Here is a 15,091-nt window from a genome sequence, read left to right as displayed (position 1 = left end):
CCTTCGACCACCTGTGGAAAAGGTGACGAAGGCCCGCCGGCCCCAGGACCCCCGTATCAGACCCCTAAGACTTACAACCCTGAGAGGGATTGACGCATAGTGCTCGACGTCAACTTCTTCGATGAGCTCCGGATCGGTCTGGCCACCGCTGACGACATCCGTCAGTGGAGCCACGGCGAGGTCAAGAAGCCCGAGACCATCAACTACCGCACCCTCAAGCCCGAAAAGGACGGACTCTTCTGCGAGAAGATCTTCGGTCCGACCCGGGACTGGGAGTGCTACTGCGGTAAGTACAAGCGTGTCCGCTTCAAGGGCATCATCTGCGAGCGCTGCGGCGTCGAGGTCACTCGCGCCAAGGTGCGTCGTGAGCGGATGGGCCACATCGAGCTGGCCGCTCCTGTCACCCACATCTGGTACTTCAAGGGCGTTCCGTCGCGTCTGGGCTACCTGCTCGACCTCGCCCCGAAGGACCTCGAGAAGGTCATCTACTTCGCGGCGTACATGATCACGTTCGTCGACGAGGAGCGCCGCACCCGCGACCTGCCCTCGCTGGAGGCGCACGTCTCCGTCGAGCGTCAGCAGATCGAGAACCGTCGCGACGCCGACCTGGAAGCCCGCGCCAAGAAGCTCGAGACCGACCTGGCCGAGCTGGAGGCCGAGGGCGCCAAGGCCGACGTGCGCCGCAAGGTGCGCGAGGGTGCCGAGCGTGAGATGAAGCAGCTGCGCGACCGTGCGCAGCGCGAGATCGACCGTCTCGACGAGGTGTGGACCCGCTTCAAGAACCTCAAGGTCCAGGACCTGGAGGGCGACGAGCTCCTCTACCGCGAGCTGCGTGACCGCTTCGGCACGTACTTCGACGGTTCGATGGGTGCCGCGGCGCTGCAGAAGCGCCTGGAGTCCTTCGACCTGGACGAGGAGGCCGAGCGCCTCCGCGAGATCATCCGCACCGGCAAGGGCCAGAAGAAGACCCGTGCGCTGAAGCGGCTGAAGGTCGTGTCCGCGTTCCTGCAGACCTCCAACAGCCCCAAGGGCATGGTCCTCGACTGCGTCCCGGTCATCCCGCCGGACCTTCGCCCGATGGTGCAGCTGGACGGTGGCCGCTTCGCGACCTCCGACCTGAACGACCTGTACCGCCGTGTGATCAACCGCAACAACCGTCTGAAGCGACTCCTGGACCTCGGTGCCCCCGAGATCATCGTGAACAACGAGAAGCGCATGCTTCAGGAGGCCGTCGACGCGCTCTTCGACAACGGCCGTCGTGGTCGCCCCGTCACGGGCCCCGGCAACCGTCCGCTGAAGTCGCTGTCCGACATGCTCAAGGGCAAGCAGGGTCGATTCCGTCAGAACCTGCTCGGCAAGCGTGTGGACTACTCCGCGCGTTCCGTGATCGTCGTCGGTCCGCAGCTGAAGCTGCACCAGTGCGGTCTGCCGAAGGCCATGGCGCTGGAGCTCTTCAAGCCGTTCGTGATGAAGCGCCTGGTGGACCTGAACCACGCGCAGAACATCAAGAGCGCCAAGCGGATGGTCGAGCGCGGCCGCACGGTCGTGTACGACGTCCTGGAAGAGGTCATCGCTGAGCACCCGGTTCTGCTGAACCGTGCGCCCACGCTGCACCGCCTCGGCATCCAGGCCTTCGAGCCGCAGCTGGTCGAGGGCAAGGCCATCCAGATCCACCCGCTCGTCTGCACCGCGTTCAACGCGGACTTCGACGGTGACCAGATGGCCGTCCACCTGCCGCTCTCCGCGGAGGCGCAGGCCGAGGCCCGCATCCTGATGCTGTCCTCGAACAACATCCTCAAGCCCGCCGACGGCCGCCCGGTCACGATGCCGACCCAGGACATGGTCCTCGGTCTGTTCTTCCTGACCACGGACGGCGAGCTGCGCGACGTCAAGGGCGAGGGCCGTGCCTTCGGCTCGACCGCCGAGGCGACGATGGCGTTCGACGCCGGGGAGCTCGCGCTCCAGTCGGCCGTCGACATCCGCTTCCCGGTGGGCACCATCCCGCCGCGTGGCTGGACCCCGCCGGCGCAGGAGGAGGGCGAGCCCGAGTGGCAGCAGGGTGACACCTTCCGCCTCCGTACGACCCTGGGCCGCGCGCTCTTCAACGAGCTGCTGCCCGAGGACTACCCGTTCGTCGACTACTCGGTCGGCAAGAAGCAGCTCGGTGAGATCGTCAACGACCTCGCGGAGCGCTACCCCAAGGTCATCGTGGCGGCGACGCTCGACAACCTGAAGGCGGCCGGCTTCTACTGGGGCACCCGCTCCGGCGTCACCGTGGCCATCTCCGACATCGTCGTTCCCGAGGCGAAGAAGGAGATCGTCAAGGGCTACGAGGCGCAGGACGAGAAGGTCCAGAAGCAGTACGAGCGCGGTCTGATCACCAAGGAAGAGCGCACTCAGGAGCTCATCGCGATCTGGACCAAGGCGACCAACGAGGTCGCCGAGGCGATGAACGCGAACTTCCCGAAGACGAACCCCATCTTCATGATGGTCGACTCGGGTGCCCGAGGAAACATGATGCAGATGCGTCAGATCGCCGGTATGCGTGGTCTGGTGTCGAACGCCAAGAACGAGACGATTCCGCGTCCCATCAAGGCGTCCTTCCGTGAAGGCCTGTCCGTGCTGGAGTACTTCATCTCCACCCACGGTGCCCGTAAGGGTCTGGCGGACACGGCTCTGCGTACCGCCGACTCGGGTTACCTCACCCGTCGTCTGGTCGACGTCTCCCAGGACGTCATCATCCGCGAGGAGGACTGCGGCACCGACCGTGGCCTCAGGCTGCACATCGCGGAGCGCGGCGCGGACGGTGTGCTGCGCAAGGCGGAGAACGTCGAGACCAGCGTGTACGCACGTGCGCTGGCCGAGGACATCACCGTCGACGGCAAGGTGCTGGCCCCGGCCAACACCGACCTCGGCGACGTCCTCATCGACGAGCTGGTCAAGCACGGCATCGAGGAGGTCAAGACCCGCTCGGTCCTGACCTGCGAGTCCGCCGTCGGCACCTGCGCCATGTGCTACGGCCGTTCGCTGGCCACCGGCAAGCTGGTCGACATCGGTGAGGCGGTCGGCATCATCGCCGCCCAGTCCATCGGTGAGCCCGGTACCCAGCTGACGATGCGTACCTTCCACACCGGTGGTGTGGCCGGTGACGACATCACCCAGGGTCTGCCCCGTGTCGTCGAGCTCTTCGAGGCCCGTACGCCGAAGGGTGTCGCCCCGATCTCCGAGGCCTCCGGCCGCGTGCGGATCGAGGAGACCGAGAAGACCAAGAAGCTCGTCGTCACCCCCGACGACGGCAGCGACGAGACGGCGTTCCCGATCTCGAAGCGTGCCCGTCTGCTGGTGGGCGAGGGCGACCACGTCGAGGTGGGCCAGAAGCTCACCGTGGGTGCCACCAACCCGCACGACGTGCTGCGCATCCTGGGTCAGCGTGCCGTCCAGGTCCACCTGGTCGGCGAGGTCCAGAAGGTCTACAACTCGCAGGGTGTGTCGATCCACGACAAGCACATCGAGATCATCATCCGGCAGATGCTGCGCCGTGTGACGATCATCGAGTCGGGCGACGCGGAGCTGCTGCCCGGCGAGCTGGTCGAGCGTTCGAAGTTCGAGACCGAGAACCGTCGTGTGGTCCAGGAAGGCGGCCACCCGGCCTCCGGCCGTCCGCAGCTGATGGGTATCACCAAGGCCTCGCTGGCGACCGAGTCGTGGCTGTCGGCGGCGTCCTTCCAGGAGACGACCAGGGTTCTGACGGACGCGGCGATCAACGCCAAGTCCGACTCCCTGATCGGCCTCAAGGAGAACGTCATCATCGGTAAGCTCATCCCGGCCGGTACGGGCCTGTCCCGCTACCGCAACATCCGGGTCGAGCCGACCGAGGAGGCCAAGGCCGCGATGTACTCGGCCGTCGGCTACGACGACATCGACTACTCGCCGTTCGGCACGGGCTCCGGCCAGGCCGTTCCGCTGGAGGACTACGACTACGGTCCGTACAACCAGTAGGGCGAACGTCTGAAGTACTGAAGGGCGGTCACTCCGTTTCGTACGGGGTGGCCGCCCTTCGGCGTTGTCCGGTGCCGGTCGTCCGTGGTCAGCGGCTGAGCTGGAGGTAGGGCTCCAGGGCGCGCAGCCGGGTGTAGTTGTCGGGGTGGGTGGTCAGCAGCCTGGCCAGGCCGCCCGGTTCCTTGAGCTTCTTGCCCTGGGCCGTGGCCTGCGCCTTGACGGCGTCCTCCTGGGCCTGGAAGTGGTGCAGGACCTGGGACAGCTCGGGCGCGAAGCCGAGGTCCGCGGCCTGCCGGTCGGCGCGCAGCTCGCCCTGGCGGCCCATGTAGGCGAGCAGATACGGGGCGGCGACGAGCGGAACGGTGATGTACCAGGCGGCGAGGAACCCGCCGATCACGAACATCCCGATGAAGAGGTAGACCATCCCGGTCGCGGCCAGGGAGAAGACGCTCGCGACGCGGATGGCGATCCTGGCGATGCCCCGCATGAAGGCCCAGGCGATCCGGCCGGGCAGCGAGTACCAGTAGCCGAGCAGACCCGTCCAGGCGTGGCCGCCGGTGTGGTGGCCGAGTTCGTGGGCGAGCACGGCGGCGAGGTTGCTGCTGGGGATCTCGTTGAGCGCGTAGGTGGTGACGCCGACGACATGGCCGGCGGCCGCAACGGCGTTCAGGTCCGTGCTGTTCTCCACCATCAGCTCGTACGTGTGTGCCTCGATGCCCGCGCGGGCGGTGACCTCGCGCCAGATCGGTTCCAGGCGGGCCCGTTCCTCGGCGAGCGGCGCCCTGAGCTTCATCACACGGCGGGCGAAGGTCAGCTCGGTGGGCCGGTGGAAGACGAGCGCCCCGGAGGCCAGCCAGGCCAGCAGGGCCAGCCAGCCGACGGTCGTGCCGAGCATCGCCACGGAGAACGAGGCGACCACGGCGAGGCTCACCAGGAAGCCCGGCACCTGCACCGCCAGTTGTCCGATCGCGGTGGCGTCGGCGCCCCGCTGGTGCTCGGCCACATGGACACGGGAGCCGCGGTGGCGGTAGTCGAGGTCGTCCGGGGCGGCCGTGGGGGCGGGCGCGGCCCGCGGCGGTACGGGGGGTGCCTGCGGCGGGATGTGGGGCGGCACGGCTTCCGGGTGGGTGGGGGGCGTTCCCGGGTGGGCCGGCGGAGCCGCGGCGTACGAGGGGCCGGCTCCGGCCCCTGGGTACTGGGGTGTGCTGCCCGGATACGACGGGGGTGCGGGGGCTCCCGGATACGGGGGTGGGGGAGCGGCGGCCCCGGGGTAGGGCGGAGGAGGGGGAGCGGGCGTGGCGGGGTACTGGGGCTGCGGGTATGCGGGGCCGGGGTACGTGGGCTGCGGGTACGAGGGCTGCGGGTACGCGGGGTCGGGTTCCGGTGCGGCCGGGTCCGGTGGGTAGGACATGGTGAGCTCCTTCAGGGTGGGGACGTCAGCCGATGAGCAGCCCGGCGGGAAGCAGTACCGCGCCCGCGCAGAAGGCGATGAGGCCGGTGCGGATCCACTGGTGCTTGCGGGCGGCGATACGGCTGGTCTCGGTGAGCGCCGTGGTGAGTCCGGCGATGGGGTCGCGGTCGGTGTCGGCGAGAGCGGCGGCCAACTGGCCTTCACGTACGGCCTGTTGAATGTCTCCGAAATAACAGAGGGGTAGCCCCGGGACCCATGAGCTGCCGCGGTACCGGGGGAGCACCGCGAGCAGCAGCGCGAACAGGGCGAGGGAGAGAGCGAGGGCTCCCGCCCACCAGACGGCCGTTCCGGGGGCGGAGAGGGCGCTCGGTGACCAGTTCCGTCCGGCCAGCAGCCCGCTGAACACCCCCGCGGTCATCCCGAGCGCCGCCACCAGCACGGACGCCTTGGCGTCGGCCCGGGCGATCTCGGCGCGCAGCTCGTCCAGCAGTCGTTCGGCGGACCTGGTGCCGGGGCCGGTGTTTGTGCTTGTACTTGTGCTGGGCGTGGTCATTCCGGTCCTGCTCCGGGGAACTCCGGAGGCGGGGCAGGCTGCGGCGGCACGGCTCCGGGCGCGGGCGGGATGTACGGCTGGGTGGCTCCGTACGGCTGTGCGGGCTGGGCGGCTCCGTACGGCTGTGCGGGCTGCGTGGGGTCGTACGGCTGCTGCGGTGGTACGCCCCCGGGGGGCGGTGCCGGCTGCCCGGGCTGTGGTTGCCCGGGCTGTGGCTGTGGCGGGGCTGCCTGGCGGCTGTTCAGTTCCTTGACGACGCGCAGGGTGGAACGGGCCGACTCGGCCTTCTGGTAGTCCTCCAGGGTGTCGCCGGCGATCAGTTCCAGCTGGCTCTCGATGACGGAGAGCTGGTCCTTCTGGAGGGCTCCGATGACCATCCGGGTGTCCTCGGGGTGCGCGGCGAGGTGGAAGGCCCACTGGGCGACGCCCCCGTGCTGCAGGTGGTGCTGGTAGAAGGCGATCTTCTGGGCCATCAGCTGCTGGGACTGTGTCTGGCGCAGCACCTCCAGGTCGTGCAGCTGCTCGGCCTGGCGCAGCCGGTAGGCGTGTTCGGGGTCGAGCATGTCGGTCTCGTAGCGCAGCGCTCGCTGCCGCCTGCGGTGGGCGATCGCGTCGTCGTCCAGGCGCAGCCGCACCACGCAGGTGACCGCGAGCCCGATGCCCATGGCGAAGACGCCCTTCTCGACCGCGTCCTGGACCTCGGCCTCCGCGTCCCGGCTGTCCTCGATGGAGAACCGTCGGGTGACCGGCCGCGCGAGCTGGTGGAGCTCGCGGGTGAGCCGGGTGGGCACATCGCGTTCGCCGCCGACCACGTACGCGATCGGGTCCGACACCCGCCAGGTCAGATCGGCGGTGGCGCCGAACGAGAACGCGTCGTCGTCACTGGGCAGCTCCAGCTCCACCTGCATCGGGTGGCTGCCCGTGTCGACCTCGTAGACCGAGGTGTACCGGCGGGTCGCGGCGTCCGTGCGGCTGGGCCGGTGCGGTGGCATGTACTTGTCGTACGCGCCGCCCGCGGTGGCGAACACCAGGGCGTGGTCGATCGCGGAGACCGGCCGCCGGGTCGTGTAGTCGAACCGGGAGATCGGTCGCACGGTGAGCACCGGGTCGATCAGCGTGCTGTGCCGGTCGGCCTGTTGCTGCCACTCCGGCGGGCGGCGGAATTCCACCATGGGTCAACTCCTTGTGACTCTGTGTGAAGGCGTGCGGGTGTGCGGGCGTGAGGGCGTCGAGACGCCGGGGAGCCGGGGCGTCAGGGCGTCAGGGCGTCGGGACTGTGGGATGCAGCGTGCCGAGCAGGCGGTCGGCGAGTGGTGGGCGCGGGCCGCCGTCCTGGCCGCGCAGGGTGCGCAGTGCGTGGCTGAGGCGTTTGTGGTCGTCCGCCGTGACGACCAGCGCGGGCAGCAGCAGCTCCAGGGCCTGGGCCGCGTCCGCGCGGCGCTCGGCCACGTACACCCAGGTGTGCAGGGCGTTCAGGGCGCCCCTGGTGTGGGCGCGGTCGCCGAGGGCGGTACGCCAGAGGGTGGCGAGGTCGCGCGCCGAGTCCGCCTCGTACATGCCCGTGTCGGCGTACCACTCGACGAGCGCGCCCTCCTCGGCGTTGTCGCAGGCCCGTACGAAGGCGCCCAGAGCCAGTGCGCGGACCGCGGCGGTGTCGTGGTGGAGCAGCCGGACCAGCTCGGAGAGCATTTCGCCGCGCCGGATGCCCACGGAGAGCAGCAGGGCGGTGGACTCGATCAGGTTGGCCGCCTCGGCCGGGCTGCTGTTGTCGGCGCGGGCCCGGGTCGCGAGGGCGCTCAGGGCTGGGGCCACCAGGTCCGGGCGTAAGGGCGTGAGCAGCCCGAAGGCCCGGATCGCGGTCCAGCGGCGGGCCGAGTGGGAGTCCGTGCACCACTGGGTGAGCAGACGCAGTACGACGGGCACGTCGAGGAGCTGGGCGAGCGTGAGCGTGTTCGCGGCGGTGACCCGGGGGCCGAACGACTTCGACACCGCCCAGCCGTCGATCAGCAGGGCGACCGCCGAGGGCAGATCGGCGAGCGCGAGCATCGCGGTGGCCGCGGCGGCCCGGGTCCGTACGACCGGGCGCCCGTCGCGGGCCAGCTCCTTCAGCCAGGCGATCAGCGCGGGCCGGGCCGAGGGATGGCCCGTCCACACCTCGGTGAGCAGGGCGCGCGGAGTGTTTTCCTTCCGGAAGAACGCGGTGAACTGCGGCACCCAGCCCCATTCGGTCGCCTCGTCCCGGACCTCCCCCTCGGCCCGGGCACGCGCCAGCCGGGTCTCGGCGGAGAGTCCGAACACCGGGATCTCCGGGGGGCGTTCGGGGTGCTGCAGGCGCTGGAAGTGCACGAACAGCTTGTCCGCGAGCTCAGCGGCGAGGACGTACGGCGCCCGGTCGAAGACGGCGAGCGAGACGAGGAAGGCCTTGTCCCGCAGCGTGGACTCGGGGTCGCTCAGCCACTCCCGGCACTGCTGCTCCACCGCGGCCTGCCCGAACTCCGCGAGCCGGGCCGTCGCCTCCGCGCCGCCGTCGTAACCGGCCAGCTCCTTCGCGAACTCGGCGGCCTCCGCCGGCTGATGGTGCCCGCGGGCGAGGAAGTCCCGTACGGGAGCGAGGGCGAGGAGGTCGTTGACGCCGTCGACGCCGTTGACGCCGTCGACGGCGTGCCCGCGCTGCCCGGTCCTTTTGCGCTGCGCGGTCACGTACGCGCGTACGACGTCCACCGCGTCCGGCGGCTGCCAGACGGAGGCGGTGGCGCCCAGCAGGAAGGGCGAGTTCTCGACGGTCACCACCAGATACCCGTCGACCTTTCCGAGCTGGTCGCGGGCCGCGTAGAGGTGGGTGTCCCGCAGCGGCCGGTTGCGGCTCAGCGGCAGGTCGCGCAGGACATGCCCGCCGGGCGAGGTGAGCGCGGCGCTCAGGGTCGCCGGGCCGGTCTCCGGGGAGAGGGCGTGCACGGCGGGCACACCCAGGCGGTGCAGGAGCATCCGCGCGGCGGCGTAGCGGCCGGTGGCGTGGGCGCCGGCGAGGACGAGGACGCGTTCCTCGCGGAGGCGGGCCAGGGCGGAGGCGAAGGCGGGGCCTTCGACGAAGACGGCCGCCAGGGCGTCGAGCCGGGCGCGCGGGATCTCTCCGGAGGCGTACGTTGCCGAAGCCGCCGACCCGTGGTGGTGGATTTCCGTCTTGCCGCCCATGAACACGTCACCGGCGACCTCGCCGCCCGACACCCCGTGCTGGGCGCCGCCGACCAGGCTGCCGCCGAAGGACGCGGCCGAGCCGAGGATGAAGCCCGGGGTGTGCGCGAAGAGCTCGCGCTGCGCCGCGCGCGCCTCCTGTGTCCGCTCCTGTTCCTCCTCGCCGGGCTCGGTGTGGGGTTCGGGGGCCGGGTACGGGTCCTTCGGGGGTACGTCGTCGGGGGCGGGCGCCGGGGGAGGAGGCATCGTCACGCCGACTCGCCCCCGGCCCCGCCGAGGTGGACGTCTCCGGTGACCTGGCCGCCGGAGACGCCGTGCTGGTCCCCGGCGACGAGGCTTCCGCCGAAGCTGGGGGCACCGCCGTTGAAGTGGAAGACGGCGCTCGTGGGAGGGGCGGCGGCCTCGGGGGGCTGGTCGGGCCTCGGTGCCGGGCGCTCCCCCGAGCCGGCCCCCGGCACCGAGGTTTCCCCCTTCTCGCTGTGGTCGTCGTGGCCGTCGTCGTGGTCGTGGCCGTCGTCGTGGTCGTGGTCGTGGTTGTGGTTGTGGTTGTGGCCGTCGTCCGTGGTCGGCACCGAGCCGTGCAGCCAGGCCCGCAGTGAGCCGTTCTTGCTGTCCACGGTCACCGCGTGGAAGTCCTGCGCCGGGATGCCGGGGTGGTCGTGCCGCACGATGCCCGTGTGCACGCTCTCCGAGACGCACAGGGCGAAGTCGTTCGCCCGCTCCCGCAGGGCCGCGCGCAGCAGCTGGGCGTCGAGGAGCCGACAGGCGTGGTTGAGGTCGGAGCCGACCCAGCCGTTGTGCGCGTCCACGGCGACGTATCCCGTGGCGACGACGCCCCGCAGCCGGATCTGGGCCGAGCTGGACGCCATGCGGTTGACCGCCCGGAGCTGGGCCGGGACCTCGGTGAGCAGGGCCCGCAGGAGCGCCGTGACGGAGGCGTTGGCGTCGATCAGTTCCATCACGGAGTCGCCGCGGTCGGCGCGTAGGCGGCGGCGTTCGTCGATGCCGGCGGTTTCCAGGGTGCGGTCGGCGATGTCGTAGAGCATGCGTCGTAGGTACGCCTGTTCGATGTCGTCCCGGTGGCTGTACTTCTCGATGTCGAGCAGGAGGATCGTCCGGCTCACGGGGTCGGTCATAGTCGCCTTTCGCGGGTGGTGCGGGGGGCGGGTGGGGTGTGTGCGAGGTGGGTGGGTGGTGCGGTAGTGGCAGAAGCGTGGCGGGCGGGGCTCTGTTGTTGTGAGGGCGGATGACGCAGTCGGAGTGTGACGGCGTGCACAGAAGGTGGCCGGCCCCTTGTCCTCGCCCCCGCCGCCCCTACCCGTCCCATCCCTGGGGGCTCCGCCCCCGGACCCCCGCATCGGCCTGAACGGCCTCGTCCTCAAACGCCGGACGGGCTGAGTGATGCGGCCCGGCGCCCAAGGCGTTTAGCGGCGCGGGGAACTGCGCGACAAGCCCCCACCGGCCGGCAGCCGAACAACCCGGCGCGGTCGAGGGATCCGGGGCGCAGCCCCGACCCCAGGGGCGCGGGGAACTGCGCGACCAGCCCCCAGTCGCCCGCAGCGATCCCGGCCCGCAGTGAATCCCACCTCACCCCCGCACAATTCGCCGCAGCACATCCGGCTGCACGATCACCAGCGCTCGGCGGCCCGTCATCACCACCCCCCGCTCCCGGAGGTCTTTAAGTAGTCGTTGGACCATTTCCCGGGACGCCCCCACCGACCCCGCCAGCTCCTGTTTGCTCAGGGGTACGGAGAGTTCGATGCCCTGGTCGGTGCGCCGCCCGTGGGTGCGGGCGAGGTCCAGGAGCAGGATCGCGAAGCGCTCCCGCACGCTCAGGGAGGCGAATTCCAGGCGGCGCCGGTCGGCGGCCCGGGTGCGGTCCGAGGTGAGGCCGAGCAGGGCGAAGGAGACGGCGGGGGAGCGGGCGAGGAACTCGGTGAAGCGGCCGCGTTCCACGGCGACCGTACGGACCGGCTCCAGGGCGGTCACGGTGGCCGAGCGGGGCCGCCCGGTGAGCGCCGCGGACTCGCCGATGACGTCGCCGGGGCCGCGCAGCGCGAGCAGCGCCTCGTAGCCGTTGGTGGCGGCCGCGGTCACCTTCGTCCAGCCGTGCGTGACGAACATGACGTGCGAGGAGGGCTCGCTCTGGTGCAGAAGCACCATCCGGGGCGCGAAGGCGAGCTCATGGCCGAGGCCGAGCAGTGCCGAGCGGTCCTCGGTCTCCAGCCGGGCCAGGAACGGCACCCGGTCGTCGAGGCCCCCGTCCCCCGGTAAGCCCGACGGACCCGATGCGTGTAGTGCCGTCATGTGCTCCCCCGATCGCTGCGGCCGACCGGTCAAGGTACTGAAGGCGTCGTGACCGTGAACAGGGAATGCGCAGTACCGTCCGGGAACGCATACTTTTGGTGACGACGGGACCGGGACGGGATCACGAGGAGACCGCGAAGGGACCGCGAAGGGACCGCGAAGGGACCATGACGTGGTCGTGAGGGGGTCGTGAGGCGCGCTGCCTGACGACCGCCTGGTGATCGCCTGGCGACGGCCGGGGGACCGCGACGGGGCCGTAAGTGCGCCGCGTACGGGCGCTGGTGAGGCCGTAAGAAGTCCGGCGTGTCGGCCTGGATTGCATTTGTTTTGACCGAAGTCCGTGAGGTAGGTACGCTCAGACCTTGTGCCTGGGGTGTGCCCTGGCTCGCGTGCGTGCCTTCAAACCGCAAGGCGAGCCGTAACCGGCCACCGTAATCTGCGCCCTTTTCGCCTCGCGGCGGGAGTCTGCAGCATTCGACACACCCGACCGCGTGGGTCGGTGGCGTTCCAGGTTAGCTTCACCATTCGGCACACAGAAACCGGAGAAGTAGTGCCTACGATCCAGCAGCTGGTCCGGAAGGGCCGGCAGGACAAGGTCGAGAAGAACAAGACGCCCGCACTTGAGGGTTCGCCCCAGCGTCGCGGCGTCTGCACGCGTGTGTTCACGACCACCCCGAAGAAGCCGAACTCGGCCCTGCGTAAGGTCGCGCGTGTGCGTCTGACCAGCGGGATCGAGGTCACTGCCTACATTCCGGGTGAGGGACACAACCTGCAGGAGCACTCCATCGTGCTCGTGCGCGGCGGCCGTGTGAAGGACCTGCCGGGTGTTCGCTACAAGATCATCCGTGGTTCCCTCGACACCCAGGGTGTCAAGAACCGCAAGCAGGCCCGCAGCCGCTACGGCGCCAAGAAGGAGAAGTAGAAATGCCTCGTAAGGGCCCCGCCCCGAAGCGCCCGGTCATCATCGACCCGGTCTACGGTTCCCCTCTGGTGACCTCCCTCATCAACAAGGTGCTGATGAACGGCAAGCGCTCCACCGCCGAGCGCATCGTCTACGGCGCCATGGAGGGTCTGCGTGAGAAGACGGGCAACGACCCGATCATCACGCTGAAGCGCGCGCTGGAGAACATCAAGCCCACGCTCGAAGTCAAGTCCCGCCGTGTCGGTGGTGCGACGTACCAGGTCCCGATCGAGGTCAAGCCCGGTCGCGCCAACACGCTCGCGCTGCGCTGGCTCGTCGGTTACTCCCGCGCCCGCCGCGAGAAGACCATGACCGAGCGTCTGCTCAACGAGCTTCTCGACGCCTCCAACGGCCTTGGTGCCGCTGTGAAGAAGCGCGAGGACACCCACAAGATGGCCGAGTCCAACAAGGCCTTCGCGCACTACCGCTGGTAGTCGCAGCCCACATCGAGACCGAGAGAAGACCGAAGCCTTATGGCTACCACTTCACTTGACCTGGCCAGGGTCCGCAACATCGGGATCATGGCTCACATCGACGCGGGTAAGACGACCACCACAGAGCGGATCCTCTTCTACACCGGCGTCAGCTACAAGATCGGTGAGGTCCACGACGGCGCTGCCACCATGGACTGGATGGAGCAGGAGCAGGAGCGTGGCATCACGATCACCTCTGCTGCCACCACCTGTCACTGGCCGCTTGAGGACGACGACTACACGATCAACATCATCGACACCCCCGGGCACGTCGACTTCACCGTCGAGGTGGAGCGTTCGCTCCGCGTCCTCGACGGCGCCGTCACCGTGTTCGACGGCGTCGCCGGTGTCGAGCCGCAGTCCGAGACGGTGTGGCGTCAGGCCGACCGTTACGGCGTGCCGCGCATCTGCTTCGTCAACAAGCTCGACCGGACCGGCGCGGAGTTCCACCGCTGCGTCGACATGATCAGGGACCGCCTCGGTGCGGTGCCGCTGATCATGCAGCTTCCGATCGGTGCCGAGATGGACTTCAAGGGCGTTGTGGACCTGGTCCGCATGAAGGCGCTCGTGTGGTCCGCCGAGGCCGCCAAGGGCGAGATGTACGACGTCGTCGACATCCCGGCCACGCACACCGAGGCTGCCGAGGAGTACCGCGGCAAGCTGGTCGAGGCCGTCGCGGAGAACGACGACGAGATCATGGAGCTGTTCCTGGAGGGCCAGGAGCCCACCGAGGAGCAGCTGTACGCCGCGATCCGTCGCGTCACCATCGCGTCCGGCAAGTCCAACGGCGTCACGGTCACCCCGGTGTTCTGTGGCACCGCGTTCAAGAACAAGGGCGTCCAGCCCCTGCTCGACGCGGTCGTGCGCTACCTGCCGACCCCGCTCGACGTCGAGGCCATCGAGGGCCACGACGTCAAGGACCCCGAGGTCGTCGTCAAGCGCAAGCCGTCCGTGGACGAGCCGCTGTCCGCGCTCGCGTTCAAGATCATGAGCGACCCGCACCTGGGCAAGCTCACCTTCGTCCGGGTCTACTCGGGCCGCCTGGAGACTGGCACCGCGGTGCTGAACTCCGTCAAGGGCAAGAAGGAGCGGATCGGCAAGATCTACCGCATGCACGCGAACAAGCGTGAGGAGATCGACGCGGTGGGCGCCGGCGACATCGTCGCCGTCATGGGCCTGAAGCAGACCACCACCGGTGAGACGCTGTGCGACGACAAGAACCCGGTCATCCTGGAGTCCATGGACTTCCCGGCGCCGGTCATCCAGGTCGCCATCGAGCCCAAGTCCAAGGGTGACCAGGAGAAGCTGGGTGTCGCCATCCAGCGTCTCGCGGAGGAGGACCCCTCCTTCCACGTCCACTCGGACGAGGAGACCGGCCAGACCATCCTCGGCGGTATGGGCGAGCTGCACCTCGAGGTGCTGGTCGACCGTATGAAGCGCGAGTTCAGGGTCGAGGCCAACGTCGGCAAGCCGCAGGTCGCGTACCGCGAGACGATCCGCAAGGGTGTCGAGCGTCACGACTACACGCACAAGAAGCAGACCGGTGGTACCGGTCAGTTCGCCAAGGTGCAGATCGCGATCGAGCCCATCACCGAGGCCGACGGTCCGGCGTACGAGTTCGTGAACAAGGTCACCGGTGGCCGTATCCCGCGGGAGTACATCCCGTCGGTGGACGCCGGTGCGCAGGAGGCCATGCAGTTCGGCATCCTGGCCGGCTACGAGATGACGGGCGTCCGCGTCACTCTTCTCGACGGTGGCTACCACGAGGTCGACTCCTCCGAGCTCGCGTTCAAGATCGCCGGTTCGCAGGCCTTCAAGGAGGCCGCGCGCAAGGCGTCCCCCGTGCTCCTGGAGCCGATGATGGCCGTCGAGGTCACCACGCCCGAGGACTACATGGGTGAGGTCATCGGCGACATCAACTCCCGCCGTGGTCAGATCCAGGCCATGGAGGAGCGTGCCGGTGCCCGCGTCGTGAAGGGCCTCGTGCCCCTTTCGGAGATGTTCGGCTACGTCGGCGACCTCCGCAGCAAGACCTCGGGTCGCGCAAGCTACTCGATGCAGTTCGACTCCTACGCCGAGGTTCCCAGGAACGTCGCCGAGGAGATCATCGCGAAGGCCAAGGGCGAGTAACGCACCCCGTTTACACGCTTTAGGCTTGACACCGACCGCCGGGGCTCCAATCCGGCAAGGGACGA

At 69.4% G+C, this 15,091-nt stretch carries 10 protein-coding genes; 4 read left to right on the top strand and 6 right to left on the bottom strand.

What is annotated here, in order from left to right; genetic code table 11:
• Positions 1-99: 99 nt before the first annotated feature.
• Positions 100-3,999 carry a DNA-directed RNA polymerase subunit beta' gene (locus tag RV986_RS21465; RefSeq protein WP_475918954.1) on the top strand — a complete coding sequence of 1,300 codons (3,900 nt, stop codon included), beginning with the start codon at positions 100-102 and terminating at the stop codon, positions 3,997-3,999.
• An 88-nt stretch (positions 4,000-4,087) separates the two neighbouring features.
• Here the strand turns inward: RV986_RS21465 and RV986_RS21460 are convergent, their stop codons facing one another.
• From RV986_RS21460 to RV986_RS21435, 6 genes are all read right to left on the bottom strand, one after another.
• Complete coding sequence (locus RV986_RS21460) at positions 4,088-5,410, bottom strand: M48 family metalloprotease (RefSeq protein ID WP_475918953.1); 1,323 nt, start codon at positions 5,408-5,410, stop codon at positions 4,088-4,090.
• A 25-nt stretch (positions 5,411-5,435) separates the two neighbouring features.
• The gene (locus tag RV986_RS21455) at positions 5,436-5,963 is read right to left on the bottom strand and encodes a Pycsar system effector family protein (protein ID WP_475918952.1); all 528 of its coding nucleotides are present in this window, start codon (positions 5,961-5,963) and stop codon (positions 5,436-5,438) included.
• Positions 5,960-7,135, bottom strand: a complete 1,176-nt coding sequence (locus tag RV986_RS21450) for a PE-PGRS family protein (protein ID WP_475918951.1) — start codon at positions 7,133-7,135, stop codon at positions 5,960-5,962. The genes RV986_RS21455 and RV986_RS21450 overlap by 4 nt, the downstream gene beginning before the upstream one ends.
• A gap of 88 nt (positions 7,136-7,223) precedes the next feature.
• On the bottom strand, positions 7,224-9,407 hold the full coding sequence (locus RV986_RS21445; RefSeq protein ID WP_475918950.1) for a hypothetical protein: 2,184 nt from the start codon (positions 9,405-9,407) through the stop codon (positions 7,224-7,226).
• Positions 9,404-10,291, bottom strand: coding sequence for a hypothetical protein (locus RV986_RS21440; RefSeq protein WP_475918949.1), 888 nt, complete (start codon positions 10,289-10,291; stop codon positions 9,404-9,406). The genes RV986_RS21445 and RV986_RS21440 overlap by 4 nt, the downstream gene beginning before the upstream one ends.
• 451 nt (positions 10,292-10,742) lie before the next feature.
• Positions 10,743-11,462, bottom strand: coding sequence for a Crp/Fnr family transcriptional regulator (locus RV986_RS21435; protein ID WP_475918948.1), 720 nt, complete (start codon positions 11,460-11,462; stop codon positions 10,743-10,745).
• Positions 11,463-12,012: 550 nt separating this feature from the next.
• Here RV986_RS21435 and rpsL point away from each other — a divergent pair.
• From rpsL to fusA, 3 genes are read left to right on the top strand one after another with little or no spacing between them, the layout of a single operon-like run.
• Positions 12,013-12,384: a 30S ribosomal protein S12 gene (gene rpsL, locus RV986_RS21430; RefSeq protein WP_003948652.1), complete on the top strand. Its 372-nt coding sequence runs from the start codon at positions 12,013-12,015 to the stop codon at positions 12,382-12,384.
• A gap of 2 nt (positions 12,385-12,386) precedes the next feature.
• Complete coding sequence (rpsG, locus tag RV986_RS21425) at positions 12,387-12,857, top strand: 30S ribosomal protein S7 (RefSeq protein WP_181650348.1); 471 nt, start codon at positions 12,387-12,389, stop codon at positions 12,855-12,857.
• A gap of 39 nt (positions 12,858-12,896) precedes the next feature.
• Positions 12,897-15,026: an elongation factor G gene (fusA, locus tag RV986_RS21420; protein ID WP_475918947.1), complete on the top strand. Its 2,130-nt coding sequence runs from the start codon at positions 12,897-12,899 to the stop codon at positions 15,024-15,026.
• Positions 15,027-15,091: the final 65 nt, after the last annotated feature.

The organism is Streptomyces sp. RLA012, assembly GCF_056270325.1.
The sequence above is the reverse complement of the archived record's forward strand: the minus strand, read 5'-3'. Positions and strand labels throughout refer to the sequence as shown.

What these genes read in the sequence shown, in the direction of transcription:
- RV986_RS21460 (WP_475918953.1), bottom strand. Translation starts at nt 5,410, where the DNA reads ATGTCCTACCCACCGGACCCGGCCGCACCGGAACCCGACCCCGCGTAC.
- RV986_RS21455 (WP_475918952.1), bottom strand. Translation starts at nt 5,963, where the DNA reads ATGACCACGCCCAGCACAAGTACAAGCACAAACACCGGCCCCGGCACC.
- RV986_RS21450 (WP_475918951.1), bottom strand. Translation starts at nt 7,135, where the DNA reads ATGGTGGAATTCCGCCGCCCGCCGGAGTGGCAGCAACAGGCCGACCGG.
- RV986_RS21440 (WP_475918949.1), bottom strand. Translation starts at nt 10,291, where the DNA reads ATGACCGACCCCGTGAGCCGGACGATCCTCCTGCTCGACATCGAGAAG.
- RV986_RS21435 (WP_475918948.1), bottom strand. Translation starts at nt 11,462, where the DNA reads ATGACGGCACTACACGCATCGGGTCCGTCGGGCTTACCGGGGGACGGG.
- rpsG (WP_181650348.1), top strand. Translation starts at nt 12,387, where the DNA reads ATGCCTCGTAAGGGCCCCGCCCCGAAGCGCCCGGTCATCATCGACCCG.
- fusA (WP_475918947.1), top strand. Translation starts at nt 12,897, where the DNA reads ATGGCTACCACTTCACTTGACCTGGCCAGGGTCCGCAACATCGGGATC.